22 protein-coding genes are annotated in these 26,846 nt (G+C 64.5%); 15 read left to right on the forward strand and 7 right to left on the reverse strand.

Annotated features, from left to right (window positions below; all coding sequences use genetic code 11):
- Nucleotides 1-64: 64 nt before the first annotated feature.
- Both DCM79_RS27980 and DCM79_RS27985 read right to left on the reverse strand, forming a co-directional pair.
- Nucleotides 65-1,801: a bifunctional protein-serine/threonine kinase/phosphatase gene (locus tag DCM79_RS27980; protein ID WP_257177305.1), complete on the reverse strand. Its 1,737-nt coding sequence runs from the start codon at nt 1,799-1,801 to the stop codon at nt 65-67.
- A 60-nt stretch (nt 1,802-1,861) separates the two neighbouring features.
- On the reverse strand, nt 1,862-2,701 hold the full coding sequence (locus tag DCM79_RS27985; RefSeq protein WP_257177306.1) for a formate/nitrite transporter family protein: 840 nt from the start codon (nt 2,699-2,701) through the stop codon (nt 1,862-1,864).
- 676 nt (nt 2,702-3,377) lie between these two features.
- On the opposite strand from DCM79_RS27985, the gene DCM79_RS27990 reads away from it, so the two are divergent.
- The 11 genes from DCM79_RS27990 (at nt 3,378) to DCM79_RS28040 (ending at nt 17,007) form a co-directional block, all read left to right on the forward strand.
- Nucleotides 3,378-4,697: a CmpA/NrtA family ABC transporter substrate-binding protein gene (locus DCM79_RS27990; protein ID WP_257177307.1), complete on the forward strand. Its 1,320-nt coding sequence runs from the start codon at nt 3,378-3,380 to the stop codon at nt 4,695-4,697.
- A gap of 63 nt (nt 4,698-4,760) precedes the next feature.
- On the forward strand, nt 4,761-5,657 hold the full coding sequence (gene ntrB / locus DCM79_RS27995) for a nitrate ABC transporter permease (protein ID WP_257177308.1): 897 nt from the start codon (nt 4,761-4,763) through the stop codon (nt 5,655-5,657).
- 12 nt (nt 5,658-5,669) lie between these two features.
- Entirely contained in the window at nt 5,670-6,464 is a 795-nt protein-coding gene (locus DCM79_RS28000) for an ABC transporter ATP-binding protein (RefSeq protein WP_257177309.1), read from the forward strand.
- A 332-nt stretch (nt 6,465-6,796) separates the two neighbouring features.
- Entirely contained in the window at nt 6,797-8,176 is a 1,380-nt protein-coding gene (locus tag DCM79_RS28005; protein ID WP_257177310.1) for an MFS transporter, read from the forward strand.
- A 122-nt stretch (nt 8,177-8,298) separates the two neighbouring features.
- Nucleotides 8,299-8,727: a globin family protein gene (locus DCM79_RS28010; protein WP_257177311.1), complete on the forward strand. Its 429-nt coding sequence runs from the start codon at nt 8,299-8,301 to the stop codon at nt 8,725-8,727.
- A 10-nt stretch (nt 8,728-8,737) separates the two neighbouring features.
- The gene (locus tag DCM79_RS28015; protein WP_257177312.1) at nt 8,738-9,955 is read left to right on the forward strand and encodes an NAD(P)/FAD-dependent oxidoreductase; all 1,218 of its coding nucleotides are present in this window, start codon (nt 8,738-8,740) and stop codon (nt 9,953-9,955) included.
- Nucleotides 9,956-9,982: 27 nt separating this feature from the next.
- Nucleotides 9,983-12,685 carry a nitrate reductase gene (locus tag DCM79_RS28020; RefSeq protein WP_257177313.1) on the forward strand — a complete coding sequence of 901 codons (2,703 nt, stop codon included), beginning with the start codon at nt 9,983-9,985 and terminating at the stop codon, nt 12,683-12,685.
- Nucleotides 12,686-12,948: 263 nt separating this feature from the next.
- Nucleotides 12,949-13,851, forward strand: coding sequence for an SMP-30/gluconolactonase/LRE family protein (locus DCM79_RS28025; protein ID WP_257180867.1), 903 nt, complete (start codon nt 12,949-12,951; stop codon nt 13,849-13,851).
- A gap of 45 nt (nt 13,852-13,896) precedes the next feature.
- A complete protein-coding gene (locus DCM79_RS28030) occupies nt 13,897-14,736 on the forward strand; it encodes an aldo/keto reductase (protein ID WP_257177314.1) in 840 nt (279 codons plus the stop codon).
- A gap of 188 nt (nt 14,737-14,924) precedes the next feature.
- Nucleotides 14,925-15,866 (forward strand): DMT family transporter, encoded by a 942-nt coding sequence (locus tag DCM79_RS28035; protein WP_257180868.1) that lies wholly within the window; start codon nt 14,925-14,927, stop codon nt 15,864-15,866.
- 61 nt (nt 15,867-15,927) lie between these two features.
- On the forward strand, nt 15,928-17,007 hold the full coding sequence (locus tag DCM79_RS28040; RefSeq protein WP_257177315.1) for a zinc-binding dehydrogenase: 1,080 nt from the start codon (nt 15,928-15,930) through the stop codon (nt 17,005-17,007).
- 5 nt (nt 17,008-17,012) lie between these two features.
- Here the strand turns inward: DCM79_RS28040 and ppk2 are convergent, their stop codons facing one another.
- Both ppk2 and DCM79_RS28050 read right to left on the reverse strand, forming a co-directional pair.
- Complete coding sequence (ppk2, locus tag DCM79_RS28045; protein WP_257177316.1) at nt 17,013-17,933, reverse strand: polyphosphate kinase 2; 921 nt, start codon at nt 17,931-17,933, stop codon at nt 17,013-17,015.
- A 91-nt stretch (nt 17,934-18,024) separates the two neighbouring features.
- Nucleotides 18,025-18,486: an Lrp/AsnC family transcriptional regulator gene (locus DCM79_RS28050; protein WP_257177317.1), complete on the reverse strand. Its 462-nt coding sequence runs from the start codon at nt 18,484-18,486 to the stop codon at nt 18,025-18,027.
- 132 nt (nt 18,487-18,618) lie between these two features.
- Between DCM79_RS28050 and DCM79_RS28055 the strand changes: the two genes are divergently transcribed.
- From DCM79_RS28055 to bla, 3 genes are all read left to right on the forward strand, one after another.
- The gene (locus DCM79_RS28055; RefSeq protein ID WP_257177318.1) at nt 18,619-20,982 is read left to right on the forward strand and encodes a transketolase; all 2,364 of its coding nucleotides are present in this window, start codon (nt 18,619-18,621) and stop codon (nt 20,980-20,982) included.
- A gap of 300 nt (nt 20,983-21,282) precedes the next feature.
- Nucleotides 21,283-22,713 carry an aldehyde dehydrogenase family protein gene (locus DCM79_RS28060; RefSeq protein WP_028135169.1) on the forward strand — a complete coding sequence of 477 codons (1,431 nt, stop codon included), beginning with the start codon at nt 21,283-21,285 and terminating at the stop codon, nt 22,711-22,713.
- Nucleotides 22,714-22,838: 125 nt separating this feature from the next.
- Entirely contained in the window at nt 22,839-23,729 is an 891-nt protein-coding gene (gene bla / locus DCM79_RS28065; RefSeq protein WP_257177319.1) for a subclass B3 metallo-beta-lactamase, read from the forward strand.
- Between the two features lie 30 nt (nt 23,730-23,759).
- Here bla and DCM79_RS28070 read toward each other — a convergent pair whose 3' ends face one another.
- Nucleotides 23,760-24,737, reverse strand: coding sequence for an SMP-30/gluconolactonase/LRE family protein (locus tag DCM79_RS28070; protein ID WP_257177320.1), 978 nt, complete (start codon nt 24,735-24,737; stop codon nt 23,760-23,762).
- 88 nt (nt 24,738-24,825) lie between these two features.
- On the opposite strand from DCM79_RS28070, the gene DCM79_RS28075 reads away from it, so the two are divergent.
- Nucleotides 24,826-25,650, forward strand: coding sequence for an NAD(P)-dependent oxidoreductase (locus DCM79_RS28075; RefSeq protein ID WP_257177321.1), 825 nt, complete (start codon nt 24,826-24,828; stop codon nt 25,648-25,650).
- Nucleotides 25,651-25,722: 72 nt separating this feature from the next.
- On the opposite strand, the gene mddA is transcribed toward DCM79_RS28075, so the two are convergent.
- The gene (gene mddA / locus DCM79_RS28080) at nt 25,723-26,484 is read right to left on the reverse strand and encodes a methanethiol S-methyltransferase (protein ID WP_257180869.1); all 762 of its coding nucleotides are present in this window, start codon (nt 26,482-26,484) and stop codon (nt 25,723-25,725) included.
- Nucleotides 26,485-26,563: 79 nt separating this feature from the next.
- Nucleotides 26,564-26,818: a hypothetical protein gene (locus tag DCM79_RS28085; protein WP_257177322.1), complete on the reverse strand. Its 255-nt coding sequence runs from the start codon at nt 26,816-26,818 to the stop codon at nt 26,564-26,566.
- Nucleotides 26,819-26,846 lie beyond the last annotated feature (28 nt).

Below are 26,846 nucleotides of genomic sequence, written 5' to 3' on the forward strand. Positions count from 1 at the left end.
GCTTCTTGAACCGGGGGGCCCTGCATCGCTCGCCTCCGATCATGTGGCGAGCGATGCAACCTGATCAGCGCGCGTGCAGCAGCGCCAGCAGCACGACGACGGTGCAGGCGAGCGCCGCCGTGGTCAGCTTCCAGAACATCAGGGGGCTGCGCTCCAACAGCGGCGTGATGCGGGTGTCGAGATAGGCCGGGTTGGGGGTGCGAAGCTCGAAGACGAATTCCGAGATATCCTCGTGCCGCTTGTAGGGATCGGGATGGAGCGCGCGCCGGAGCGCGCCATCAATCCATGCGGGTACATTGCGGTCATCGTCGGCCGGGCGGTATTTGAGCTTTCGCACGTCCGCCTTGCGGCGGATCCTTGCGACCTGGGTGCCGTAAGGCAGCTTTCCCGTCAGCATCTGGTAGCAGAGCACGGCCAGCGAAAACATGTCGGAGCGTGGTGATCCTCCCTGCCCAAGGAAATACTCCGGCGCCGTGTACTGGACCGTGCCCAGGATTTCGTCGGCCTCGTCAGGGGGCGCGGCCTCGGCGACGCCGGCGACCCTGACCGATCCGAAGTCGATGATCTTTGCGGTGCCGGTCTTGTCGATCAGGATGTTGTCGGGCCTGAGGTCCTGATGCAGCATCTCCATGCGATGGAAGGCGCGCAGGCCCGCGGCGATCTGCTCGATGATGCCGCGCACGGTTTCGAGATCGGGCCGCGGATTGTCGGTCATCCACTGCTTCAATGTCTGCCCCTCGACGAACTCCGTGGCGACGTAGAGATAGCCGCGCCGCCGCGACTGCGACAGCGGCTTGAGCACATGCGGGCTGTCGATGCGGCGCGCGATCCACTCCTCCATCAGGAAGCGCTTGAGATAGGCGGCGTTGTCGCGCAGGTCGATCGACGGCAGCTTGAGCGCAACCGGCTGCTCGGTCTCGGTGTCGACGGCGAGATAGATATGGCTGCGGCTGCTGCCGTGGATCTCGCGGACGATCCGGTAGCCGTCGAAGATCGCGCGCGGCTCCGGTAGCGAAGGCAGCGGCAATTCCGAGCTCTGATTGAAGATGCCGGCCGGCTCGCGCTGCGACACCGCATCGATGCGCAGGATCTGGACGGTGATGTTGTCGTCGCTGCCGCGCCGGTAGGCTTCCTCAACGATGGCCTTCGCGGCCCCGTCGAGCTCGGCTGCATGCTCGTTCAGCACGCTGGTGATGAAACGCGCGTCGACGAATTCGTAAGCGCCGTCGGTTGCCAGCAGAAAGATGTCGCCGGCCTCGACCTCGAACGCCTGATAGTCGATCTCGAGCTGCGGATTGATGCCGAGCGCGCGGCCAAGATAGGTCTGCTCGGACGACACGATGATGCGGTGATCGTCGGTCAGCTGCTCGAGCGTCTTGCCGGCGAGGCGGTAGACGCGGCAGTCGCCGACATGGAAGATGTGCGCGGTGGTCGCCTTGATGACCATGGCGCTGAGGGTGCAGACATATCCCTTGTCGCGGTCATAGGCGTATTGGCTCTTGCGCGTCTGCGCGTGCAGCCAGGAATTGGTCGCGTCCAGCACGCGGCGGGCGGAGGTCTTCACCGTCCAGGATTCCGACGTGCAGTAATAGTCCATCAGGAAGCTCTTGACCGCCGACTCGCTGGCGATCTGGCTCACCGCGCTGGAGGAGATGCCGTCGGCGAGAACCGCCGCGATGCCCTTCAGGCTGAGCAGCGGCTCTTCCGGAATCAGGACGCCGTGGAAATCCTGGTTGACGGGCTTGCGGCCCTTGTCGGAGTGCTGGCCGACCGAAATCCGGAGTCCGCGGGTCATCGTCATCACCGGGGGAGGGGAACCTCACCCTGCTCGGGCGCGGCTCCCCTGTCGAGACGGATTCGATCAGGCGGCAACGCGGGGCTTCGCCGCCTTGTCGACCTGACGCTTCGGCAGGGTCATGACGTGCGTGGCATAGAGGGTCATGCCGGTGAAGGCGAGGCCGCCGACGAGGTTGCCGAGCACGGTCGGGATCTCGTTCCAGATCAGATAATCCATGATCGAGAACTTGGCGCCGAGCAGCAGCCCGGACGGGAACAGGAACATGTTCACGACGGAATGCTCGAACACCATGTAGAAGAACACCAGGATCGGCATCCACATCGCGATGACCTTGCCGGGCACCGAGGTCGAGATCATGGCGCCGACGACGCCGGTCGAGACCATCCAGTTGCAGAGCATGCCGCGCAGGAACAGCGTCGCCATGCCCGCCGCGCCGTGCGCGGCATAGCCGAGCGTCCGGCCCTCGCCGATGTTGCCGATGGCCGCACCGACCTTGTCGGGCGCTTGGGTGAACCCGAACGTCGTGACGAAGGCCATCATGAAGGCCACGGTGAACGCGCCGGCGAAGTTGCCGACGAAGACCAGACCCCAATTGCGCAGCACGCCATTGAGCGTGACACCGGGACGCTTGTCGATCAGGGCGAGGGGCGAGAGCACGAACACGCCGGTGAGGAGATCGAAGCCCAGCAGGTAGAGCATGACGAAGCCGACCGGAAACAGCAGCGCGCCGACCAGCGGCTGGCCGGTGTTGACGGTGATCGTGACGGCGAACCATGCCGCCAATGCCAGGATGGCGCCGGCCATATAGGCGCGGATGATGGTATCCCGGGTGGACATGAAGATCTTGGACTCGCCGGCATCCACCATCTTGGTGACGAATTCCGAAGGCGCGAGATACGACATTCAATGGTTCCTTTGCTTCGTAAGTGAGATCGACGCGCGCTCTGCGAGAGCGCGGCTGAACGTCCTGAGTCGTGCGGGCGGCTGGCCGCGCACGGGCTATGGAAAGTTTGGAAGCCATGGGAATCGCGTCACGAGGATTGCGCCGGCGAGGGCCGCGAAGCAGGTGAGCTTCCGGATGCAGCCGCCAGAGGCTGCAACAATGCGGCAAGCCGCAGTCTTCGTTGACGCCTAGGGAGATGCAAGTTGTGTGCCGTCTGGGCGCGCTGGAAAGACGTAGCAATATCAGGACGATGTGTCGTTGCGGCCGTGAGCCTTGGCGCTACCCTTGGCCTCTTGCATAAACTTCTGCACAAGGTTTGTGCGTCGCACAAGAATCAAGCAGTCCGCAAATTTCACAAGCGGAACCGGCCTGCGGCAGGCTGGCGCAGGATGAACAACATACTGATTTTTCGATACTTTTCGTAATGTCGGCCTTGGCACGAAGCTTGAATGGTTCCAGCCGACGCCATTGAAGCCGTCCCGCGAGACTTCTCATCCGATTTGCCGACGCCACCAAGGCGGGGGTCTCCCCCGTCGCGCGTTCGCATGCGCCAAAGATGGCGCCGCCGGACGGACGGGCTGCTCGTGTGCACAGACGCCACTCAATTCTGCAACGATGCAAAGGACGACACTGCCTATGACCAAGCGCACCCGCCGGCCCGCGAATACGGGCCTCAGCCGCCGTCAATTGTTGAAAGCCACCGGCTCAACCGCCGCACTTCTCGCCGCAGCAAAGCTGAACTTCCCCGCCGGTGCCTTCGCGCAGGACGCAGGCCCCGAGGTCAAGGGCGCCAAGCTCGGCTTCATCGCACTCTCCGATGCCGGACCGCTCTTCGTCGCCAAGGACAAGGGCCTGTTCGCCAAGTACGGCATGCCCGACACCGACGTGCAGAAGCAGGCCTCATGGGGCACCACGCGCGACAATCTCGTGCTGGGCTCCGAAGGCAACGGCATCGACGGCGCGCATATCCTCACGCCGATGCCGTACCTGATCTCGGCCGGCAAGGTGACGCAGAACAACCAGCCGACGCCGATGTACATTCTTGCGCGGCTCAATCTCGACAGCCAGTGCATCTCGGTCGCCAATGAATATGCCGACCTCAAGCTCGGCGTCGACGCCTCGCCCTTCAAGGCGGCGCTGGAGAAGAAGAAGGCCTCCGGCAAGGCGGTGAAAGCCGCGATGACCTTCCCCGGCGGCACGCACGATCTCTGGATCCGCTACTGGCTCGCAGCCGGCGGCATCGATCCCGACAAGGACATCGAGACCATCGTGGTGCCGCCGCCGCAAATGGTGGCCAACATGAAGGTCGGCACCATGGATTGCTTCTGCGTCGGCGAGCCGTGGAACCTGCAGCTGATCCATCAGAAGATCGGCTACACCGCGGTCAACACCGGCGAGCTCTGGAACAAGCATCCGGAAAAATCCTTCGGCATGCGCGCCGCCTTCGTCGACAAGTACCCCAAGGCCGCCAAGGCGCTGCTGATGGCGGTGATGGAAGCCCAGCAATGGGCTGACAAGGCCGAGAACAAGGCGGAGCTTGCCGCCATCATGGGCAAGCGGCAGTGGATGAACTGCCCGGTCGAGGACGTGCTCGACCGCAGTGCGGGCAAGTTCGACTACGGCATCCCCGGCAAGGTGGTCGAGAACTCACCGCACATCATGAAGTACTGGCGTGATCATGCCTCCTATCCCTTCCAGAGCCACGATCTCTGGTTCCTCACCGAGGACATCCGCTGGGGCAAGTACGAGGCTGGCTTCGACACCAAGGCGCTGATCGCCAAGGTCAATCGCGAGGACATGTGGCGCGATGCGGCCAAGGCGCTCGGCGTCGCGACCTCCGACATTCCGGCTTCGACCTCGCGCGGCAAGGAGACCTTCTTCGACGGCAAGGTGTTCGATCCGGAAAATCCGGCTGCCTATCTGAAGTCGCTCGCGATCAAGCGCGTCGAAGTCTGATGGAGCCCTGCGGCCGCCCGCGGGGCGGCCGCATCGTCCCTGCCAAGCCGGAGAGAGATAGCGATGAACATGCCTGCTACGAAGATCGAGCTTGAGACCGCGACGCCTGCGGCAGCCGCTGCACCGGTCGTCGCGATGACGCCGAAGCGGCCGCCGCGCACTGAAGCCTACGCGCGGATGGCACGGGAGACCGCCGTGCGCGTGATCCCGCCGCTGGTCGTGATTGCGCTGCTGACGCTGGTCTGGGAGCTGATCTGCCGCCGCGCCGGCTCGGCGCTGCCGCCGCCGTCGAGAGTGTTCAAGGACACAAAGGAGCTGATCCTCGATCCGTTCTTCGACCATGGCGGCATCGACAAGGGCCTGTTCTGGCATCTGTCCGCCAGCCTCCAGCGCGTCGCCTTCGGCTATTCGCTCTCGGCCATCGCCGGCATCGCGCTCGGCGTGCTGGTCGGCCAGTCGGTCTGGGCGATGCGCGGGCTGGATCCGCTGTTTCAGGTGCTGCGCACGATTCCGCCGCTGGCCTGGCTGCCGCTGTCGCTCGCCGCGTTCCGCGACGGTCAGCCCTCGGCGATTTTCGTCATCTTCATCACCTCGATCTGGCCGATCATCATCAACACGGCGGTCGGCATCCGCAACATCCCGCAGGACTATCGCAACGTCGCGGCGGTGGTGCAGCTCAATCCGCTCGAATTCTTCTCCAAGATCATGATCCCGGCGGCGGCGCCTTACATCTTCACCGGCCTGCGCATCGGCATCGGCCTGTCGTGGCTTGCGATCGTGGCGGCGGAGATGCTGATCGGCGGCGTCGGCATCGGCTTCTTCATCTGGGACGCCTGGAACTCCTCGCACATCAGCGAGATCATCCTGGCACTGTTCTATGTCGGCATCATCGGCTTCGTGCTGGACCGCCTGATCGCGGGTCTCGGCAAGGTCGTCACCCGCGGCACCGCGCAGAACTGAGAGGAGGGGCACATGACCGCCTATCTGAAGCTCGACCACATCGACAAGGTCTTTACCCGCGGCGCCGCCACCACGGAGGTCTTGAAGGACATCAACCTCACGATCGAGAAGGGCGAATACGTCTCGATCATCGGCCATTCCGGCTGCGGCAAGTCGACCCTGCTCAACATCATCGCAGGGCTGACCGGCGCCACCACGGGTGGCGTGCTGCTGGAGAATCGCGAGGTCAACTCGCCCGGGCCCGACCGCGCCGTGGTGTTCCAGAACCACAGCCTGTTGCCGTGGCTCACCGTCTACGAGAACGTCAGGCTCGGCGTCGACAAGGTCTTCGCCAGGACCAAGTCCCGCGCCGAGCGCGACGCATGGGTGATGCACAATCTCAACCTGGTGCAGATGGCCCACGCCCGCGACAAGCGCCCGTCCGAGATCTCCGGCGGCATGAAGCAGCGCGTCGGCATCGCCCGGGCACTGGCGATGGAGCCGAAAGTGCTGCTGCTGGATGAGCCGTTCGGCGCGCTCGATGCGCTGACCCGCGCGCATCTGCAGGACTCCGTGATGGCGCTGCATCAGAAGCTCGGCAACACCATCCTGATGATCACGCACGACGTCGACGAGGCCGTGCTTCTGTCCGACCGCATCGTGATGATGACGAACGGGCCGAGCGCGCGCATCGGTGAGGTGCTGGACGTGCCGCTAGCGCGACCTCGCAAGCGGCTCGAGCTGGCCACCAACGCGACCTATTTGAAGTGCCGCCAGCGCGTGCTCGAATTCCTCTACGAGCGTCATCGCTTCGTCGAGGCCGCGTAAACCAGTTACCGCGAGCGGCGCGCCCAATTAATCGACATCAAGCTCAATCCTTGTGCGCCGCACAGGGATTGAGCGAATCGCAAATTTACCGTGCGAACAAGCCCTGCGAAAAATTCGGGCATCGCGAATAACGTTCTGAAATCCCTGTCTTTCCCGCGTGCGCGCAACTGGCACGGAAATTGAAATGTATTTGCGCGACGCCAACGACGACGTCCCTCAACATCATCAATCAGCATCGTGAACTCGCCACCGGGGTGAAGCCTCGGAGCGCGCCTCCGTGGCCGGAGGCTGAGCCTGCAACGACGCAGCGGTGAGACTGGAAGGGATACTCAATGACGAAGAATCCAACCTGGATTTCAGATTGGCGCCCCGAAGACGAGGCGTTCTGGAATGCGACCGGCAAGACCATCGCGCGACGCAACCTGATCTGGTCGATCGTGGCCGAGCATATCGGCTTCTCGGTCTGGCTGATCTGGAGCATCGTCACCACCAAGCTGCCGCAGGCCGGCTTCCACTACACCACCGACCAGCTGTTCCAGCTCGTCGCGGTGCCGGGCCTGATCGGCGCCTTCATGCGCTTTCCCTATACATTCGCAGTGACGACGTTCGGCGGCCGCAACTGGACCATCTTCAGTGCGGCGATCCTGTTCATTCCGACCTTGTCGCTTGCCTACTTCGTCAGCCAGCCCGACACGCCGTTCTGGCTGATGCTGCTGGTGGCCTCGACCGCGGGTCTGGGTGGCGGCAATTTCGCCTCCAGCATGACCAACATCTCCTTCTTCTTCCCCGACCGGATGAAGGGGTGGGCGCTCGGCCTGAATGCGGCCGGCGGCAATATCGGCGTCTCCAGCGTGCAGCTCCTGACACCGATCCTGATGACGCTGGCCGTCTTCAACCTGTATCAGGCGACGCCCGTCGACGGCATATTCCTCCAGAATGCCGGCCTGATGTGGGTGCTGCCGATCGCCATCGCAGTGCTCGGCGCGGTGTTCTTCATGAACAACCTCACCACCGCGAAATCGTCGGTGAAGAACCAGCTCGCGATCGTAAAACGCAAGCACACCTGGATCATGGCGTACCTCTATATCGGCACGTTCGGCTCCTTCATCGGCTATTCCGCGGCATTTCCGCTGCTGATCAAGACGCAATTCCCGGCCATCTCGATCTCGATCGCGTTTCTGGGGCCCCTGGTCGGCTCGCTGTCGCGTCCCTTCGGCGGTTGGCTCGCCGACAAGGTCGGGGGCTCCATCATCACCTTCTGGAACTTCATCCTGATGGCGGCGGCCACCGTCGGCGTGCTCTACTTCGTCGGACAGAAGGATTTCATCGGCTTCCTGTCGATGTTCCTGATCCTGTTCGTGACGACGGGCATCGGCAACGGCTCGACCTACCGCATGATCCCTTCGATCTTCCGCGAGCAGAACCTGTTCAAGGTGCGCGGCAAGGGCGACGCGGAGCGCGCGGCCGCCATGAAGACGGCGAGCATCGAAAGCGGCGCGGCGGTCGGCTTCATCGGCGCGGTCGGTGCGGTCGGCGGCTACCTGATCCCCAGCGGCTTCGGCAAGTCGATCGCCTTGACCGGCGGGCCGCAGCTCGCGCTCGCGATCTATCTGGCCTTCTACGCCTCCTGCCTCGCTCTGACCTGGTGGTTCTACCTGCGTCGCAGCCCGCAAAGCGAAGGCGCGCCAAGCCTCGCTGAGGCTCGCGTGTAGCACTTGGTACGAATCTCGCTTCTCCCCGTACGCGGGGAGAAGTCCCTCTGATGACGTTTGATCCATGAACTTCTTCCGCAATGGCGCGGACGAAGGCAGACCGAAGCAGACAGGAGAATATCATGACGCCAGAACAGATCACTCTCATTCAGCAGAGCTTCTCCAAGGTCGCTCCGATCTCGGAGCAGGCCGCGGTGCTGTTCTACGATCGTCTGTTCGAGGTGGCGCCGTCCGTGCGCGCGATGTTTCCCGAGGACATGACCGAGCAGCGCAAGAAGCTGATGGGCATGCTCGCCGCCGTCGTCGGCGGCCTGTCGAATCTGGACTCGATTCTTCCCGCGGCCTCCGCGCTCGCCAAGCGCCACGTCGCCTACGGCGCGGCGCCCGAGCACTATCCGGTGGTCGGCGCGACGCTGCTGTGGACCCTGGAGAAGGGCCTTGGCGAAGCCTGGACGCCCGAGCTGGCAAAGGCCTGGACCGACGCCTACGGCGTGCTGTCCGGCTACATGATGTCCGAGGCCTACGGCGCACAGCCGCAGGCCGCCGAATAGGAGATGTCTCGTGAGTGAACCGCTGGTCATCGTCGGTAACGGTATGGCGGCCGCGCGTCTGGTCGACGAGCTCGCCAAGACCGCGCTCGGCCGCTACGCGGTCGCCGTGATCGGCGAGGAGCCGCGGCTCGCTTACAATCGCGTGCTGCTCTCATCCGTGCTGGCCGGCGAGACCGGTTCGCACGAGATCGAGCTGCGGCCGGCGGACTGGTGGCGCCATCGCGGCGTCACCGTGCGCTACGGCTATCGCGTCACCGAAATCGATGTCGGCCGCCGCGAGCTCAAGATCGAGGGCGAGGAGAGCATGGAATATTCCAAGCTCGTGCTCGCCACGGGATCGACGCCGCTGCGGCTCAATTTGCCGGGCGCCGACCTCGCCGGCGTGCACACCTTTCGCGACACCCGCGACGTCGACCTCTTGCTGACGCTGGCCGCGGCCAGGAAGCGCGTCGTCGTCGTCGGCGGCGGCCTGCTCGGACTTGAAGCAGCCTACGGCCTCGCCAAGGCGGGGGCGCCGGTGACGCTGCTGCATCTGATGGACCGTTTGATGGAGCGCCAGCTCGACGGGCCGGCTGCCGATCTGCTCAAGACGCTGGTCGAGCGCAAGGGCATCCGCGTCCTGCTCAACGCCTCGACCGTCCGCATCCATGGCGATGGACATGTCGAGGCCGTCGAGCTTGCCGATGGCAGCCGTATCGAGGCCGACGCCGTGATCTTCGCTGCCGGTATCAGGCCGAACGTCGCGCTGGCGAAAGAGGCGGGCATAGCCGTCAATCGCGGCGTGGTCGTCAACGACGTCATGCAGACGTCCTCGTCCGACATTTTCGCGCTCGGCGAGTGTGCCGAGCATCGCGGCACTTGCTACGGCCTGGTCGAGCCCGCCTACGAGCAGGCGCGGGTGCTGGCGCGGCACCTGGCCGGCCGGCCTGCCGCCTATCAGGGCAGCGTGGTCTCGACCAATCTGAAGGTGTCCGGCGTCAGCGTGTTCTCCGCCGGCGACTTCATGGGCGGGGAGGGCAGCGAGAGCCTGGTGCTGACCGACCGCAGGCGCGGCACCTACAAGAAGCTGGTGATCGCGGACGGCCGGCTCACCGGTGCGGTGCTGATCGGCGATAACGCCGATGCGCTCTGGTATCTCGAGCTGATCCGCAATGGCGACAAGGTGGCGGCGATCCGCACCGACATGATGTTCGGCCGCGCGCCCGCGCGTCCTCCCAGGGCGGCGTGACCGGCCGGCTTGACAAGGCAGTTCGACATGACGGCAATCGATCCCTCGCTCCGCGCCACCAAGACGACCTGTCCCTATTGCGGCGTCGGTTGCGGCGTACTTGCGACGCCCGACGGCAAGGGTGGCGCGGCGATCGCGGGCGATCTTGATCATCCCGCCAATTTCGGCAGGCTCTGCTCCAAGGGCTCGGCGCTTGGCGAGACCGTCGGACTGGAAAACCGGCTGCTCTATCCGATGATCCGCTGCAAGGGCGTGCTGGAACGCGTCGCCTGGAGCGATGCGCTCGATCACGTCGCCCATCGCATGCAGCACATCGCAGCCCGCGACGGCGCCGACGCGGTCGCGTTCTATCTCTCCGGCCAGCTCCTCACCGAGGACTATTACGTCGCCAACAAGCTGATGAAGGGCTTTGTCGGCACGGCCAACGTCGACACGAATTCGCGGCTCTGCATGTCGTCCTCCGTCGCCGGTCATCGCCGCGCCTTCGGCGCCGACACCGTGCCCGGCTGCTACGAGGATCTCGACCAGGCCGATCTGCTCGTCTTCGTCGGCTCGAATGCGGCCTGGTGCCATCCGGTGCTGTTCCAGCGCATGCTGAAGAACCGGCACGAGCGGGGCGCACGGATGATCGTGATCGATCCGCGCCGCACCGATACCGCCGATGACGTCGACTTGTTTCTCGGCCTCAAGCCGGGCACCGACACGGCACTCTTCTCCGGGCTGTTCGTCGATCTCGTCGACAACGGCGCGTTGGACGCCGATTACGTCGCGAACCACACGTCGGGCTTCGAGGACGCGCTGGCGCGTGCGCGGAGCATCGCCGGCAGCGTCCGCGCGACGGCGCTCGCCACGGGCCTGTCCGAGCAGGACGTCGCCACCTTCTTCAGGATGTTTCGCGAGACGCCGCGCGTGGTCACGCTCTATTCGCAAGGAGTCAACCAGTCGGCGCAGGGCACCGACAAGGTCAACGCGATCCTGAACTGCCATCTGGCGACGGGGCGGATCGGCAAGCCGGGCGCCTCCCCGTTCTCGCTCACCGGCCAGCCCAATGCGATGGGCGGCCGCGAGGTCGGCGGCCTCGCCAACATGCTCGCCGCCCATATGGGCTTCACGCCGCCCGACATCGATCGTGTCAGGCGGTTCTGGAAGGCGCCGCGCATCGCCACCCATGAGGGGCTGAAGGCGGTGCAATTGTTCGAGGCCATCAACCGCGGGGAGGTCAAGGCGCTCTGGGTGATGGGCACCAACCCCGCGGTGTCGCTGCCGGATGCGGACTTCGTGCGCGAGGCGTTGAAGAAGCTCGAGCTGTTCGTGGTCTCCGAGAACGTGCTGTCCAACGACACCGTCGAGGCCGGTCCGCACGTGCTGCTGCCGGCGCTGGCCTGGGGCGAGAAGTCGGGCACGGTGACCAATTCCGAACGCCGCATCTCGCGCCAGCGCTCGTTCCTGCCGGCGCCGGGCGAGGCGCGCCCCGATTGGTGGATCCTGAGCGAGACCGCAAAGCGTCTCGGCTTCGGCGACAGTTTCAACTACAAATCGGCCGCCGAGATCTTCCGCGAGCACGCCGCGCTCTCGGCATTCGAGAATGATGGCAGCCGCGATTTCGACATTGGCGCGCTGACCTCGCTGTCCGACGAGGGCTTCGACGCCCTGAAGCCGGTGCAATGGCCGGTGCGCGACGGTGGCGCGCCCGGCGAGCGTTTCTTCGCGAGCGGCGGCTTCTTCACCAATGACGGCAGAGGCCGCTTCGTTGCCCCGGAGGTGCCGTTACTGCGCAGCGAGACCGGTCCCTCGCGCCCCCTCAGGCTCAACACCGGACGCATCCGCGATCAGTGGCACACCATGACGCGCACCGGCCTCAGTCAGCGGCTCGGCGCGCATCTGCCCGAGCCGTTCGTCGAGATCCATCCCGATGACGCCAGGAAATACGGCATCGTTCACGACGGCTTTGCCCGCATCACCACCGACTACGGACAGTGCATCCTGAGGGTGGTCCTCAGCGAACGACAGCAGCGCGGCGCCTTGTTCGTGCCGATCCACTGGAGCGCGATGAATGCTTCGCACGGCCGCGTCGGGGCGCTGGTGCAGTCGTTCACCGATCCGTTCTCCGGACAGCCGGAATCGAAGGCGACGCCGGCCGCGATCGCGCCGTATGAATTCGTCTTCCGCGGCTTTGCGCTGTCGCGGCAGCAGCTCGACCTTCCATCAAACGTGTTGTGGACCCGCGTCACGGTCGCCGGTGGCTTCGGTTATCTGTTCGCCGACAACGCGGATCTGTCGCGCTGGCCGGCTTGGCTCGACGGGGTCGCCGGCGAGGACGTCGCCGAATATCGCGATTTTGGCGGCGGCATCTATCGGGCCGCCTCCTTTGCCGGAGACCGCATCGAGGCCTGCCTGTTCGTCGGCCCCGGGCATGACGCCGGCGATTGGGAGGTGGTCAAGACTGCCTTTGCTGCCGATCACGTCAGCGACGAGCAGCGCCGTATGCTGCTCTCGGGCAAGTCGACGGAGGGGGCGGCCTCGACCGGGCCGATCGTCTGCGCCTGCTTCGGCGTCGGCCGCGGCACCATCTGCGACACGATTGCCGCCGGCGCGCGCACGGCGGCCGAGATCGGTGCCGAGCTCAAGGCCGGCACCAATTGCGGCTCCTGCATCCCCGAGTTGAAGCGTCTGATTGCGGCGACGGATGTGCCGGTGAAAGAAGTCAAGCTCGCCGGCGCGGCGGGTTAGATCTCTCTTCTCAGGACCAAGAGCCGTCTCGTGCCCCGGACCCAGCGCAGCGTCTCTTCGACGGTGCGCTGCAGAGCCGGGGCCCATGTTGCAGCGAGCGCCTGGCTTTTCTGGGTCCCGGCTCTGCGCAGCAGCGTTTCACGCTGCAGCGCGTCCGGGACACGGGTGTGGCGTGGAAAGTAGGCATGCCGGCCCAATCGACGCGCCTTCGATAGTGCCCTATGCTGCCGCGCGCTCTCCCTCAACAATCACAACAACAAATGATGTACCTGGAAACGCCGCCGCGGCTGATCGAAACCACGCTGTTCTCCGCCATGCCTGACAAGTTCCGCCGCAAGGGGGTACGGAGCGATTGGGCCGATGCCAACCGGCCACATGTGCCGACCGACAGTTTCATCGAAGGGCCATCCTTCGACACGGACGGCAACCTCTACATCGTCGATATTCCCTTCGGTCGCATCTTTCGCGTCGCGCCCGACGGGGAATGGTCGCTGGTGATCGAGTACGAGGGATGGCCGAACGGGCTGAAGATCGCCGCCGACGGCCGCATTCTGGTTGCCGATTACATGCACGGCATCATGGAGCTCGATGCCAGAGCCGGCCGCGTGACGCCCGTCCTGACCGCGCGCAATTCGGAATCGTTTCGCGGCTGCAACGATCTGCATCTGGCCTCCAACGGCGATATCTTTTTCACCGATCAGGGCCAGACCGGCCTGCATGACCCGAGCGGCCGGGTCTATCGGCTGGCATCGAACGGCCGGCTCGATTGCCTGATCGACACCGGCATCAGCCCCAACGGCCTGGTGCTCGATCCGACCGAAACCGTGCTGTTCGTGGCAATGACGCGCGACAACGCGGTGTGGCGGCTGCCGTTCATGAAGGACGGCAGCGTGTCCAAGGTCGGCCGCTTCTGCTCGCTGTTCGGCACCAGCGGTCCCGACGGCATGACGATGGATGCGAAGGGCCGCTTGTTCGTTGGCCACGCCTCGCTCGGCCACGTTTTCGTGTTCGCCCCCAACGGCGAACTGATCGCGCGGATCAAGTCGTGCGCGGGGCCGAATTGCACCAACGTCGCGATCGGTGGCGCCGGGAAAGACAGACTCTATATCACGGAGTCGTCGACCGGCAGCATTCTGGTCGCCGACATCAGCGGATTGAACCCGTGAGCTCGGTAGCGGTTGGCTGAGCTGAAGAACCACAGCGGAGCGAGCATGAACGCAAAACCTTTCGGCCGAACCGGCGCCGACGTTTCCGTCATCGGGCAGGGCACCTGGTATCTCGACCACGGCGACCGCAAACGCGCGATCGCTGCGCTTCAGCGCGGGCTCGATCTAGGCATGACGCATATCGACACCGCCGAGATGTATGGCGATGCGGAGCTCGTCATTGCCGATGCCATCGCGGGACGTCGCGACGAGGTGTTCCTGGTCTCCAAGGTGCTGCCGAGCAACGCCTCGCGCCGCGGAACCATCACTGCCTGCGAGCGCTCGCTGAAGCGGCTCAAGACCGATCGTCTCGACTGCTACCTCCTGCATTGGCGCGGTTCCTATCCGTTGCAGGATACGGTGGCCGCGTTCGAGGAGCTGGTGCAAGCAGGCAAGATCAAGTCCTGGGGCGTTTCCAATTTCGACGCCGACGATCTCGACGAGATTCTCGAAGTCTCCGGCAAAGGCCGGATCGCCTGCAATCAGGTGCTCTATCATCTGAAGGAACGCGCCATCGAGCATGCGGTGATCCCCTGGTGCGAGACGCACGGCGTCGCGGTGGTCGCCTATTCCCCCTTCGGCCACGATGATTTCCCGGATGCGCGCAGCAAGGGCGGCGCCGTGCTGGCGCGCATCGCAGAGGCGCGTCGCGCGACGCCGCGTCAGGTCGCGCTGAGCTTCCTCACCCGTGCGACTACGGTGTTCGCGATTCCGAAGGCGTCATCGGCGGAACATGCCGGCGAGAATGCGGCGGCCGGCGACCTCGTGCTGACGAAGGAGGAGATTGCAGCGCTCGATGCGGCGTTTCCGCGCGGGGCGAAGCCGCGCAGCCTGCCCATGCTGTAGTGCACAAACGCTCATTATTAACGGAGCATTGACGCGCGCGGCGGCCCGCGCATATCGGCATCCTGTTTTCGGAAGTTGTGAACACGGCGCATTTGGCGTTTTTTACAACCGTTCCTCGATTCGCATTTGCCCGGGTTCCTGCCGTGACACCGCCGCCCGCCGCAGCCGCAAGGCTCGACACTATTCCCATGCCCGTGCCGGAGAAGAAGCAGAAGGCCCGCCGCGCGCCTGCGCGCGTCGATCATCCCTTCAAGGGCATCGCGCTGGTGTTGCTCTCCACGATCTTCCTGGGCTGCTCCGACGTCACCGCGAAATATCTGTCGACCAGCCTGCCCTCGATCGAGATCACCTGGATTCGCTTCGTCACGTTCGCGCTGCTGTTCACGCCGGTGATGCTGCCGGGCTCGCCGCTGCATGCGATGCGCACGGAGCGGCTCGGCCTGCAATTGATGCGCGGCGCCGCACTGCTCGGCTCCTCGCTGTTCTTCATCACCGGTCTTGCATTTCTGCCCATCGCCGAAGCCTCCGCCACCGGCTTCGTCTCGCCGCTGTTCGTCACCGCGCTGTCGATCATTTTCCTCAGCGAGAAGGTCGGCATGCGGCGCTGGATCGCGACCGCGATCGGCCTGACGGGCGTTCTGATCATCCTGCGGCCGGGCACCAGCGCGTTTCATGCCGCCGCCTTCTTCCCCATCATCTCGGCATTCTGCTGGGCCGCCGCGCTGATCCTGACACGGATGATGAGCGGCCGCGAAGCCGTGCTCACCACCATGGCCTATTCCGCGCTGACCGGCGTGGCGATCCTCAGCGTCATGGTGCCGTTCGTCTGGGTCACGCCGAGCTGGACGGCAATCGGCCTCGGCATCGTGATCGGCGTTGCCTCGACCGTCGGCCAGTGGATCATCGTGCTGGCCTATCGCTACGGCGATGCCTCGGTGCTGGCGCCGTTCTCCTACACGCAGCTGCTCTGGGTCAGCATTCTGGGCTTCTTCATCTTCGGCGAGGTCCCTGACGTCTGGACCGTGGTCGGCGCCGCCTTCATCGTCGCGAGCGGCCTCTACATCGCCCATCGCGAGCGGGTCCGGCGAGCCCAGCTGCTGGTCTTGGAAGAGCGTTCCCCGAACCCCTGACGCAAGTTCGCACCTTCCGCTTCGTGCTATCAATGGCGCCAACGAAAACGGGAGGAGCCGGATGCGCGCGGCGATTTTCAGGAACGGTGAGATTGTCGTTGGGGAGATGGCCGAGCCCAGGCCCGGCGCCGGCCAGGTGCTGGTCAAGACGCTGGCCTGCGGCATCTGCGGCTCCGACCTGCACGCGCGCCAGCACGCCCATCGCTTGGCGGAGATGGCGCAAAAGACCGGCCGCAAGCCGATGGACCTCTCCCGCGACGTCGTGTTCGGCCACGAGTTCTGCTGCGAGATCGTGGACTTCGGCCCCGGCACCGCACGCAAGCTCAAGCCTGGCACCCGCGTCTGCTCGCTGCCGGCGCTGCTGACGCCTGGGGGGATCGAAGGCATCGGCTATTCCAACGACAATATCGGCGGCTATGCCGAGGCGATGCTGCTCAGCGAAGCGCTGCTGCTCGAAGTGCCCAATGGTCTGGCGCCGGAACATGCCGCGCTGACCGAGCCGCTTGCCGTCGGCGTCCACGCCGTGGCGAAAGCCAATATCCGTGGCGGCGAGGTGCCGCTGGTGATCGGCTGCGGCCCGGTCGGGCTTGCGGTGATCGCCGCGCTGAAGCTGAGGGGGCTGCATCCCATCGTCGCCGCCGATTATTCGCCGGCGCGGCGCGCGCTCGCAGCCAGGCTCGGCGCCGATGTCGTCGTCGATCCCAGGGCGTCGCAGCCCTATGCGACCTGGGCCGAGCACGCGCAGATGTCGGACGCGGAGAAGGCGGCACGGCCGCCGCTCCAGGCGATGCTGCCGGCGCTGAAGCCCGCGATCATCTTCGAATGTGTCGGCGTGCCCGGCCTGCTCCAGCAGGTGTTCGAGGGCGCGCCGCGCGATGCCAGGATCGTCGTGGTCGGCGTCTGCATGGAGAGCGACAGAAACGAGCCGATGCTCGGCATCATGAAGGAGCTGAACGTCCAGTACGTGCTCGGCTACACGCCGGAGGAGTTCGCAAGCTCACTGCGCCTGATCGCCGAAGGGCAGGTCGACGCCGCCGCCATGGTGACGGCCGAGGTCGGCCTCGATGGCGTCGCCAAGGCGTTCGCCGACCTTGCCAATCCCGAAGCGCACACCAAGATCATCGTGCAGCCGTGGCGGTAGCGGTCTCAATATTTCGCCGGCACATACATCTCCGGCGGGACCGGGCCGCGCTGATAGTCGGGATTGCGCACGCGCGGCGGCAGCGTCACCGGAGCCCGCACGACCTCCTGGTACGGGATCTGAGTCAATAGATGTGCGATGCAGTTGAGCCGGGCGCGCTTCTTGTCCACGGCATCGACGATCCACCACGGGCTATCCGGCAGATGCGTGTGCTCCAGCATCGTCTCCTTCGCCTTGGTGTAAGCCTCCCAGCGACTGCGTGACTCCACGTCCATCGGGCTCAGCTTCCACTGCTTCAGGGGATCCTTGATGCGCATGGTGAAGCGGAACTGCTGCTCGTCGTCGGTGATCGAGAACCAGTACTTGACCAGGATGATGCCGGAGCGGATCAGCATGCGCTCGAACTCCGGCACTGTCTTGAAGAACTCCTGATATTCGTCCTCCGAGCAGAAGCCCATCACGCGCTCGACGCCGGCGCGGTTGTACCAGCTACGATCGAACAGCACGATCTCGCCGCCGGCCGGCAGGTGCGCGACGTAGCGCTGGAAATACCATTGCGTGCGCTCGCGCTCGTTCGGCGCCGGAAGCGCCGCGACGCGGCAGATGCGGGGATTGAGGCGCTGGGTGATGCGCTTGATCACGCCGCCCTTGCCGGCGGCATCGCGGCCCTCGAACAGCACCACGACCTTCTTCTTCTCGCTCTGCACCCAGTCCTGGAGCTTGATCAACTCGCCCTGGAGGCGAAGCAACTCCCGGAAATAGAGCCTGCGGTCGACCGCCGGTTTCAGCGTTCCGGTCTCGTCGAGGAGCTCGTCGAGACGGGCATCATCCAGCTCCATCTCCAGTTCCTCGTCGAGATCGTCGGCCATTTCCTGGATGATGCGGGCGCGCTTGGAGATCTCGGATTTGCGGTCGGCTGCGGTCATGGGCCCCTCTCTCGGCTCGGATACCAGCCACAACGACCATCGGTGGCGTTTGTTGCGACCATGTGACAACGTGCGACCCCGCTGACGCAGCTCACACCGGCAGCGCGATCGAATATTTCACCTGGCTCAGCGCAAAGCTCGACTCGATCGAGGCGATGCCATCGAGCCGGGTCAGCTTGGTCTTGAGGAACGTCTCGTAGGAGGCGAGGTCGGCGGCCACCACGCGGAGCAGATAGTCGCGGTTGCCGGTCATCAGATAGCACTCCAGGACCTCGTCCCATTTCGAGATCGCGCGGGCGAAGCGGTTGAGGTCCTCCTCCTTCTGCCGCGCCAGCTTGATCGAGATGAAGACGCTGACGTGCAGGCCGAGCGCCTTCTGGTCCACGGTCGCGACATAGCGCGAAATGACGCCGCGCTCCTCCAGCAGCTTGACCCGGCGATGGCAGGGCGAGACCGACAGGCCGACCTTGTCGGCGAGCTCCTGCATGGTCATGCGGCTGTCGGCCTGCAGCAGGGCGAGAATCTTGCGGTCGATGGTGTCGAGGTCTGGCATTGGGATGAAACCTGCATTTCTGGCGGAACTGTGGGAAATTATCCCAATTTAGTCAGATGTGCCGCAAGAAATTGAGATATTTGGCGACCCCCGCAAGGGTATGATCGGCGGATCAGATTCCGGAGCATCGCCATGCCCGTCGATTCCGCCCGTCTGGACACATTGACCGCCCTCAGCCGCAAGGCGCTGTGGCTGTCGTCCTGGACCATCCACCATGCCAACCACATCCGCGCCAATGCGGACGGCCTCAAGGTCGGCGGGCACCAGGCCTCCTCGGCCTCGCTCGCGACCATCATGTCGGCGCTGTACTTCCACGTGCTGCGCCCGGAGGATCGCGTCGCGGTGAAGCCGCATGCGAGCCCGGTGTTCCACGCCATCCAATATCTGTTCGGCCGGCAGAGCCGCGACAAGCTGGAGAACTTTCGCGGCTTCAAGGGCGCGCAGTCCTATCCCTCGCGCACCAAGGACGTCGACGACGTCGATTTCTCCACCGGCTCGGTCGGCCTCGGCGTCGCCCAGACGCTGTTTTCTTCGCTGGTGCAGGACTACGTCAAGGCGCATGGCTGGATGAAGGATCGCCGCGAAGGTCGCATGATTGCCCTGGTCGGCGACGCCGAGATGGACGAGGGCAATATCTGGGAGGCGTTGGCCGAAGGCTGGAAGCACGGCCTGCGCAACACCTGGTGGGTGGTCGACTATAACCGCCAGTCGCTCGATGCCGTCGTGCGCGAGGGGCTGTGGGAAAAGTTCGAGACTATGTTCCGCAATTTCGGCTGGGACGTGGTGATCGTGAAATACGGCCGCCTGATGCGCGAGGCCTTTGCCGAGCCCGGCGGCGAAGCCTTGAAGCGCTGGATCGACAATTGCCCGAACGCGCTCTATGCGGCGTTGTGCTTCCAGGGCGGCGCTGCCTTCCGCAAGCATCTGCATGACGAGATCGGCGACCAGGGCCCGATCACGAAGCTGATCGACAAGCGCAGCGACGACGAACTGCTTGCGCTGATGTCGAATCTCGGCGGCCACGATATGGCGAGCATGCTGGAGGCGTTCGACTCCATCGACCACGACCGTCCGGTCTGCTTCATCGCCTACACCATCAAGGGCGTCGGCCTGCCGTTCCAGGGCCACAAGGACAACCATGCCGGCCTGATGACGGTCGCGCAGATGGAAAAATATCGCGACAGCCAGAACATCCGGCCCGGCTATGAATGGGACAAGTTTGAAGGGCTGACGCAGGATGCGGCTGAGCTGGAAGCTTTCCTCGCGCAGGTGCCGTTCAATCAGGACGGTCGCCGGCTGAATGCGCCGGTCGTCGAGGTGCCGCAGCAGCTTGCCTTCAAGCCGTCGTCGCAGATGTCGACCCAGCAGGGCTTTGGCCTCGTGCTCAACGAGATCGCGCGCAGCGATAGCGAGCTGGCGAGGCGCATCGTCACGACCTCGCCCGACGTCACCGTTTCGACCAATCTCGGCCCCTGGGTGAACCGGCGCGGCCTGTTCGCGCGCGCCGAGAAGGTCGACTTATTCCGCAGCGAGAAAATTCCCTCCACCTACAATTGGGACGCCTCGCCCAAGGGCCAGCATCTGGAGCTCGGCATCGCCGAGATGAACCTTTTCATCATGCTCTCGGCGCTCGGCCTCTCGCACCAGATCAACGGCGAGCGGCTCTTGCCGGTCGGCACGCTCTACGATCCCTTCATCGAGCGCGGGCTCGATGCGCTGAACTACGCCTGTTATCAGGATGCCCGCTTCATGGTGGCGGCGACGCCGTCCGGCATCACGCTCGCGCCCGAGGGCGGCGCACATCAGTCGATCGCGACGCCCTTGATCGGCATGGCGCAGGATGGGCTCGCCTCGTTCGAGCCGGCCTTCGTCGATGAGCTCGCCGTGATCATGGGGTGGGGTTTCCAGCACATGCAGCGCGAGCCGGGCGAGGGTGGCTCGGTCTATTTGCGGCTATCGACGCGCAGCATCGAGCAGGCGCAGCGGATCATGACACCGGAGCTGCAGCAGGGCATCACCGACGGTGCGTACTGGCTGCGCAAGCCGGGCCCGAATGCCGAAGTCGTGATCGCCTATACCGGCGCGGTCGCGCCCGAGGCGATCGAGGCCACCGGTTTCGTCGGCGAGAGCCGCCGCGATGTCGGCCTACTCGCGATCACCTCGGCCGACCGTCTGCACGCTGGATGGACCGCGGCGCGGAAATTGCGCCGCGACCGCCGCGGCGTGCAGCATCTCAGTCACATCGAAAAACTGCTGGCGCCGCTGCCGCGCGACTGCGGCATCGTGACCGTGATCGACGGCCACCCGTCAGCGCTCGGCTGGCTCGGCGGCGTCCGCGGCCATCGCGTCGAGGCGCTCGGCGTCGAGCAATTCGGCCAGACCGGCAGCATTGCGGACCTCTATCGGCACTACGGCATTGACGCCAACGCAATCATTGATGCGGCCGAAAGCCTCACCGTGGGCGCACCGGTGCTGCATCGGAAGATGGCGGTGTAGTCGGGGTAACCATGCGCATGGGCCCCGGCTCTGCGGCGCATCACTGAAGAAGTGCTGCGCTGCGTCCGGGGCACGAGACTGTCTGGACTCGTTACAATCTCGTGTCCCGGACGCGGCGCGACATGAAATGTCGCGACGTCGAGCCGGGACCCAGAGCCGCTTGCCTCGCTTCAAATCGCGTCCCATATTCCGCGTGTCCGCCGCAACGCTGGCCCGCATATGGCGGGTTCAATTGCCGGCGCTTTCGTGCAAGGATGCCGGCCGAAACGCCCCCTCCAAGCCCCCAAGAAGAGGTTAACGATGGTCAATCGCATGCAATTCTACATCGACGGCGCCTGGGTCGATCCGGTCGTCAAGAAGTCCACCGCCGTGGTCAATCCCGCGACGGAAGAGGCGATGTACGAGGTTGCGCTGGGCTCCAAGGCCGACGTGGACAAGGCGGTTGCCGCCGCCAAGCGCGCCTTCGCGACCTTCTCCCAGACCAGCCGCGATGAGCGCGTCGCGCTGCTCAGCAAGGTCATCGAGGTCTACAAGGGCCGCCTCAAGGAGATCGGCGCCGCCGTCTCCGACGAGATGGGCGCGCCGTTGCCGATGGCGGAGAAGCTCCAGGCCGGCGCCGGCCTCGGTCATCTCATGACCACGCTCGACGTGCTCAAGAACTATCATTTCGAGGAGCCGGTCGGCACCGCCATGGTGCTGCGCGAGCCGATCGGCGTGGTCGGCATGATCACGCCCTGGAACTGGCCGCTCAATCAGATCGCCTGCAAGGTCGCGCCCGCGCTCGCCGCCGGCTGCACCATGATTTTGAAGCCGTCGGAATTCACCCCGACCTCGGCGCTGATCTTCGCGGAAATCCTCCATGAAGCCGGCGTGCCCAAGGGCGTGTTCAACCTCGTCAACGGCCTCGGCCCCGAGGTCGGCGCCGCCATGAGCGAGCATCCTGATATCGACATGATCTCCTTCACCGGCTCGACCCGCGCCGGCATCGACGTCGCCAAGCGCGCAGCGCCGACCGTGAAGCGCGTCAGCCAGGAGCTCGGCGGCAAGTCGCCGAACGTCATCCTCGAAGGCGCCGACCTCACCAAGGCGGTGACCGGCGGCGTGATGCACATGTTCAACAATTCCGGCCAGTCCTGCAACGCGCCCTCGCGCATGATCGTGCCGCTGTCCAAGATGAAGGAAGTCGCCGCGATCGCGAAGGCCGTCGCCGACAAGACCAAGGCGGGCGATCCCCGCGCCGAAGGCACCACCATCGGCCCGGTGGTCAACCGTGGCCAGTGGGACAAGATCCAGGGCCTGATCAAGAAGGGCATCGATGAGGGCGCAACGCTCGTCGCCGGCGGCCCGGGTCTGCCCGAAGGCGTCAACAAGGGGTTCTATGTCCGTCCGACCATCTTCGCGGACGTCACGCCCGACATGACGATCGCGCGCGAAGAGATCTTCGGACCGGTGCTGACCATCATCGGCGCCAAGGACGAAGCCGACGCGGTCAAGATCGCGAACGATACGCCCTATGGCCTTGCCGGCTACGTCTATGGTCCGTCGGTCGAGGACGCCAAGCGCGTCGGCCGCCAGATCCGCGCCGGCAACGTCAACCTCCAGGGCGTGCCCAACGACCGCACCGCGCCGTTCGGCGGCTACAAGCAGTCCGGCAACGGCCGCGAGTGGGGCAAGTTCGGCCTCGAGGATTTCCTCGAAGTGAAGGCTGTCGCCGGCTTCAACGCGGCGTAGTTCATACGGCGCTGGCAGTACAGGGGGATGCCGGCTTCCAAAGGAAGCCGGCATTCTTTGCTCAGGGACCGGCCGCTTCACTGCGACAACAGCCCGTCAAATCAAGAAAAGCAAAGGGACGGAACGTGAGAAAATTAATCATCGCATTCGTTGCGCTGCTGCCGCTGTCAGGCGCTGCGCAAGCCCAGACGGTGAAGGATCTGCTCAACACGCTCAGGGCGAAATGGAACGAACCGACCGAGCCCTTCAAGATCATCGACAACGTCTACTATGTCGGCACCAACGGACTGGCGTCCTACCTGATCACATCGCCCCAGGGGCATATTCTGGTCGATACCGTGATGCCGGAATCGACGTCGCAGATCAGGACGAGCATCGAGAAGCTCGGCTTCAAGATCAGCGACATCAAGTATCTCATCAATACCCACGCCCATATCGACCACACCGGCGGCTTTGCCGAGTTGAAGCAGGCGAGCGGCGCGCAGATGGTTGCGGGCGAGGCCGATAAGCCCTTGCTCGAAGGCGGCTATTATCCGGGTGCGCAGGAGGAGAAGGCGCTCGACTTTCCGCCGGTGAAAGTGGACCGAACGGTGCGTGAGGGCGATACCGTCGCTGTCGGCAGCGTTACGCTAACGGCGCGCGAGACGCCCGGCCATTCGCCGGGCTGCACCAGCTGGGCATTCTCGGTGAAGGATGGCGATGCAACACGCTCGGTGCTGATCTTCTGCAGCGGCACGGTCGCGCTGAACAGGCTTGTCGGCAGCCCGACCTATTCCGGCATCGTTGACGACTATCGCAAGACCTTTGCGCGCGCCAAGGACATGAAGGTCGACATCCTGCTGGCTCCTCATCCCGAGATGTATAAGATGGCCGAGAAGCGCGCCAAGCTCGCCGGCGGCGGACCCAATCCGTTCGTCGATCCCGGCGAGTTCAAGGTCTATGCGGCATCGCTGGAGAAGGCCTTCGAAGAGGCGCTCGTCAAGCAGACCGCAGCGGCTCAGGAGAAGAAAGGGTAGGGGCGGTTGGTCGTGGGCGCGCTGTGGAGCCTATCCTCCCACAGCTCCCTGCGTGTTCACGTACAGCGCGTAGATCGACTGGCTCGCCGCCATGAACAGGCGGTTGCGCTTGAGGCCGCCGAAGCAGACGTTGGCGCAGCGTTCGGGCAGTGCGATGCGGCCGATCATGACGCCGTCGGGCGCGAACACCACGACGCCGTCGAGCTCGGGATCGCCCATGCCCCAGCCGCACCAGAGGTTGCCGTCGATGTCGCAGCGCATGCCGTCGGGCGTGCCCGGCCCGGCGTCGATATGGACGCGCTTGTTCGAGATCGTCGTGCCGTCGGCCGACACGTCATAGGCGAGGATCTTGCGGTTCGGCACGCCGCGCGATTCCACCACGTAGAGGATCGTCTCGTCCGGCGAGAAGCACAGCCCGTTCGGCCCGAGCACGCCCTCGGCGACGATGGTCGCCTTGCCGGTCGCGGGATCGAGCCGGTAGACGTTCGGCTCGATCTCGGGCTCGGCCTTGTAGCCCTCGTAATTGCCGAGCAGGCCGAAGGTCGGATCGGTGAACCAGATCGAACCATCCGATTTGACGACGACATCGTTCGGCGAGTTCAGCCGCTTGCCGTTGAATTGATCCATCAGCACCGTGATGCTGCCGTCATATTCGGTGCGGGTCACGCGGCGCCCGCCATGCTCGCAGGTGACGAGCCGGCCCTGGCGATCGCGCGTGTTGCCGTTGGCGAAATTGGACGGTTTGCGGAACACGCTGACGGCGCCGGTCTCCTCCTCCCATTTGATGATGTGCTGGTTCGGGATGTCGCTGCAGAGGAGATAGCGCCCGTCACCAAACCACACCGGTCCTTCGGCCCAGCGCAGGCCGGTCGTGAGCCGCTCCACCGCCGACAGTTTCAGCCAGTATTTTTCGAAGCGGGGATCGAGCGCGTGGATGGCCGGATCGGGATAGTAGCTCGCCGGCCGCCAGCCCGGCCGTTCCTGGGTGTGGGACGATGCCTCATTCATGTCGGTTCTCTCGTTTCGTTCCCTCTGGACAATCCTGCTATCATTGGAGACACCTGACCGCAATTCGGACACCACAGGCGAGGAAGACATGCCGCGTATTTTGATGACGGGAGCTGCAGGCGGAATCGGCACCAGCCTGCGAAAACTGCTGCCGCCGATCTATCCGGATCTGCTGCTCTCCGACATCAAGCCGCCCGCGGATCTCGGTGCGAACGAGAAGTTCAAGGCGGCGGACCTTGCCGATCTCGCGCAATGCGAGGCGATCTGCGAGGGCGTCGACGGTATCCTCCATTTCGGCGGCCATTCGGTCGAAGGCAGCTGGGAGCAGATCCTCCAGGCCAACATCATCGGCGGCTACAATTTGTTCGAGGCGGCTTACCGCAAGGGCGTCAAGCGCGTGGTGTTCGCCTCGTCGAACCACGCCGTCGGCTTCTATCCGCGCCACCACAGGATCGGCACCGACGTCACTGCGCGGCCCGATAGCCGCTACGGCGTCAGCAAGGTGTTCGGCGAGGCCTTCGGCGCGCTCTATGCCGACAAGCACGGGATGAAGGTGACGTGCCTGCGCATCGGCAATTTTGGCGACATGCCGCTCGACCAGCGCCGGCTCTCGATCTGGCTCAAGCCCGACGACCTCGTGCAGCTCTGCCGCATCGGGCTCGAGCATCCCGACATCCATTTCGAAATCTTCTACGGCGCTTCTTTCAACGAGCGCGCCTGGTGGGACAACCACCGCGCCTACGAATTCGGCTATCGCCCCACCGGACGCGCCGAGGATTTCCGCGAGCACGCCATGGCCGAGCAGGCCAAGCTCAAGCCGGATCCGGTCGGCGATTACTTCCAGGGCGGCACGTTCTGCAGCATGGAGTTCGACGCCGACCCGGGCAGGATCATTGATTGGATGAAACGGTAGAGAAGCGCGCTCGACATGGTTTTGAGCGGCCGAAGCCTTGCTCGGCCGCTCAAACCCCATGCTCGCGCCGGATCAGAACAGGCCCGGAATCAACATCGCGACCTTCTCCCTGTAGTGCCGGTACTGATCTCCGAACAGGGTGACCAGGTCGCGCTCCTCCAACCAGATGCCGACGAAGATGTAGACCGTCGTCACCGTCGCGAACAGCAGGTGGCCGAGTGTCATGGTGGGTGTCGACCAGAACGCGATGATGAAGCCGAGATAGATGGGATGCCGGATCAGGCGATAGAGGCCCGGCGTCTTGAACTTCATTGGCTCGGCGAGCCGACCTGCAAAGTGGCTGACGACTTGGGTCAGTCCGAACAGTTCGAAATGGCTGATCAGGAACGTGCTGTACAGTACGATGAGCCAGCCGGCGAAGCTGCCAGCGACAGCGGCGTATACGGCAATCGGCGTCTCGAATGCCCAAACGATGGACGTGATCGGCCGCCACTGCCAGAACAGCAGGATCAGGCTCAGGCTTGCCAGCAGCACGTAGGTGCTGCGTTCGAGCGCGGGTGAAGCAAACGCGGCGAACAACTTCTTGAAGCCATGGCGAGCCATGCCGCTGTGTTGGACGGCAAACAGGGACATCAGCGCGAGGTTGATCAAGAGGGCCTGTGCGGTCGAGCCGGCCACACCGCTGTCGATCGTCTTTGGCACGATGAGCTGCGAAATGAAGCCGACCGCGTAGAGAAAAGTCCCGAAGAAGATGAGATACGCGAGGACGCCGTAGCCGAGCACGAAGCTTCGTGCCGCGAGCGAACTTGCCGATTGAGCGGGTCCGTTATGCATGGTGATGGACATGATGGAGTTTCCAGTTTCGCGGAGGGGATGGAATGGCTGATTTAGGGGCGTGCCACTGTTGCCTTCATCACATTGCAAAGGGGGGCGGGAGCGTCGGAGCCTTGCATCTGCCGAGGCGTTTCTGGACCGTTGCGCCGCTCGCGCCTTCTGCATGAGGATCGTCGAACGTCGTTGCGGCCGAAGCCAGAACAATCGACAGCGTGACGGCCCCGAACGTCACGATCGCCAACGCGGCGGTTCTGGTTTTGAAGTTTCCCTGTTTGAGATGCCTGAATTTGCAGGACTTGGCTTCAGGAGCGTCGGATTGGAGGAAAGATTTCATGACTACTTCCTTGAATTGAAACTGTTGC

The organism is Bradyrhizobium sp. WBOS07, assembly GCF_024585165.1.
GTDB classification, from domain to species: Bacteria; Pseudomonadota; Alphaproteobacteria; order Rhizobiales; family Xanthobacteraceae; genus Bradyrhizobium; species Bradyrhizobium japonicum_B.

Bases quoted from the DNA above. Each gene is read 5' to 3' on its own strand.
- mddA (WP_257180869.1), bottom strand. From the start codon at position 26,484: ATGCATAACGGACCCGCTCAATCGGCAAGTTCGCTCGCGGCACGAAGC.
- DCM79_RS27980 (WP_257177305.1), bottom strand. From the start codon at position 1,801: ATGACGATGACCCGCGGACTCCGGATTTCGGTCGGCCAGCACTCCGAC.
- DCM79_RS28010 (WP_257177311.1), top strand. From the start codon at position 8,299: ATGACGCCAGAACAGATCACTCTCATTCAGCAGAGCTTCTCCAAGGTC.
- DCM79_RS28070 (WP_257177320.1), bottom strand. From the start codon at position 24,737: ATGAATGAGGCATCGTCCCACACCCAGGAACGGCCGGGCTGGCGGCCG.
- DCM79_RS28050 (WP_257177317.1), bottom strand. From the start codon at position 18,486: ATGCCAGACCTCGACACCATCGACCGCAAGATTCTCGCCCTGCTGCAG.
- ppk2 (WP_257177316.1), bottom strand. From the start codon at position 17,933: ATGACCGCAGCCGACCGCAAATCCGAGATCTCCAAGCGCGCCCGCATC.
- DCM79_RS28035 (WP_257180868.1), top strand. From the start codon at position 14,925: ATGCCCGTGCCGGAGAAGAAGCAGAAGGCCCGCCGCGCGCCTGCGCGC.
- DCM79_RS28025 (WP_257180867.1), top strand. From the start codon at position 12,949: ATGTACCTGGAAACGCCGCCGCGGCTGATCGAAACCACGCTGTTCTCC.
- DCM79_RS28060 (WP_028135169.1), top strand. From the start codon at position 21,283: ATGGTCAATCGCATGCAATTCTACATCGACGGCGCCTGGGTCGATCCG.
- DCM79_RS28005 (WP_257177310.1), top strand. From the start codon at position 6,797: ATGACGAAGAATCCAACCTGGATTTCAGATTGGCGCCCCGAAGACGAG.
- DCM79_RS28085 (WP_257177322.1), bottom strand. From the start codon at position 26,818: ATGAAATCTTTCCTCCAATCCGACGCTCCTGAAGCCAAGTCCTGCAAA.
- DCM79_RS28030 (WP_257177314.1), top strand. From the start codon at position 13,897: ATGAACGCAAAACCTTTCGGCCGAACCGGCGCCGACGTTTCCGTCATC.
- DCM79_RS28075 (WP_257177321.1), top strand. From the start codon at position 24,826: ATGCCGCGTATTTTGATGACGGGAGCTGCAGGCGGAATCGGCACCAGC.
- DCM79_RS27990 (WP_257177307.1), top strand. From the start codon at position 3,378: ATGACCAAGCGCACCCGCCGGCCCGCGAATACGGGCCTCAGCCGCCGT.
- ntrB (WP_257177308.1), top strand. From the start codon at position 4,761: ATGAACATGCCTGCTACGAAGATCGAGCTTGAGACCGCGACGCCTGCG.
- DCM79_RS27985 (WP_257177306.1), bottom strand. From the start codon at position 2,701: ATGTCGTATCTCGCGCCTTCGGAATTCGTCACCAAGATGGTGGATGCC.
- DCM79_RS28040 (WP_257177315.1), top strand. From the start codon at position 15,928: ATGCGCGCGGCGATTTTCAGGAACGGTGAGATTGTCGTTGGGGAGATG.
- DCM79_RS28055 (WP_257177318.1), top strand. From the start codon at position 18,619: ATGCCCGTCGATTCCGCCCGTCTGGACACATTGACCGCCCTCAGCCGC.
- DCM79_RS28000 (WP_257177309.1), top strand. From the start codon at position 5,670: ATGACCGCCTATCTGAAGCTCGACCACATCGACAAGGTCTTTACCCGC.
- DCM79_RS28020 (WP_257177313.1), top strand. From the start codon at position 9,983: ATGACGGCAATCGATCCCTCGCTCCGCGCCACCAAGACGACCTGTCCC.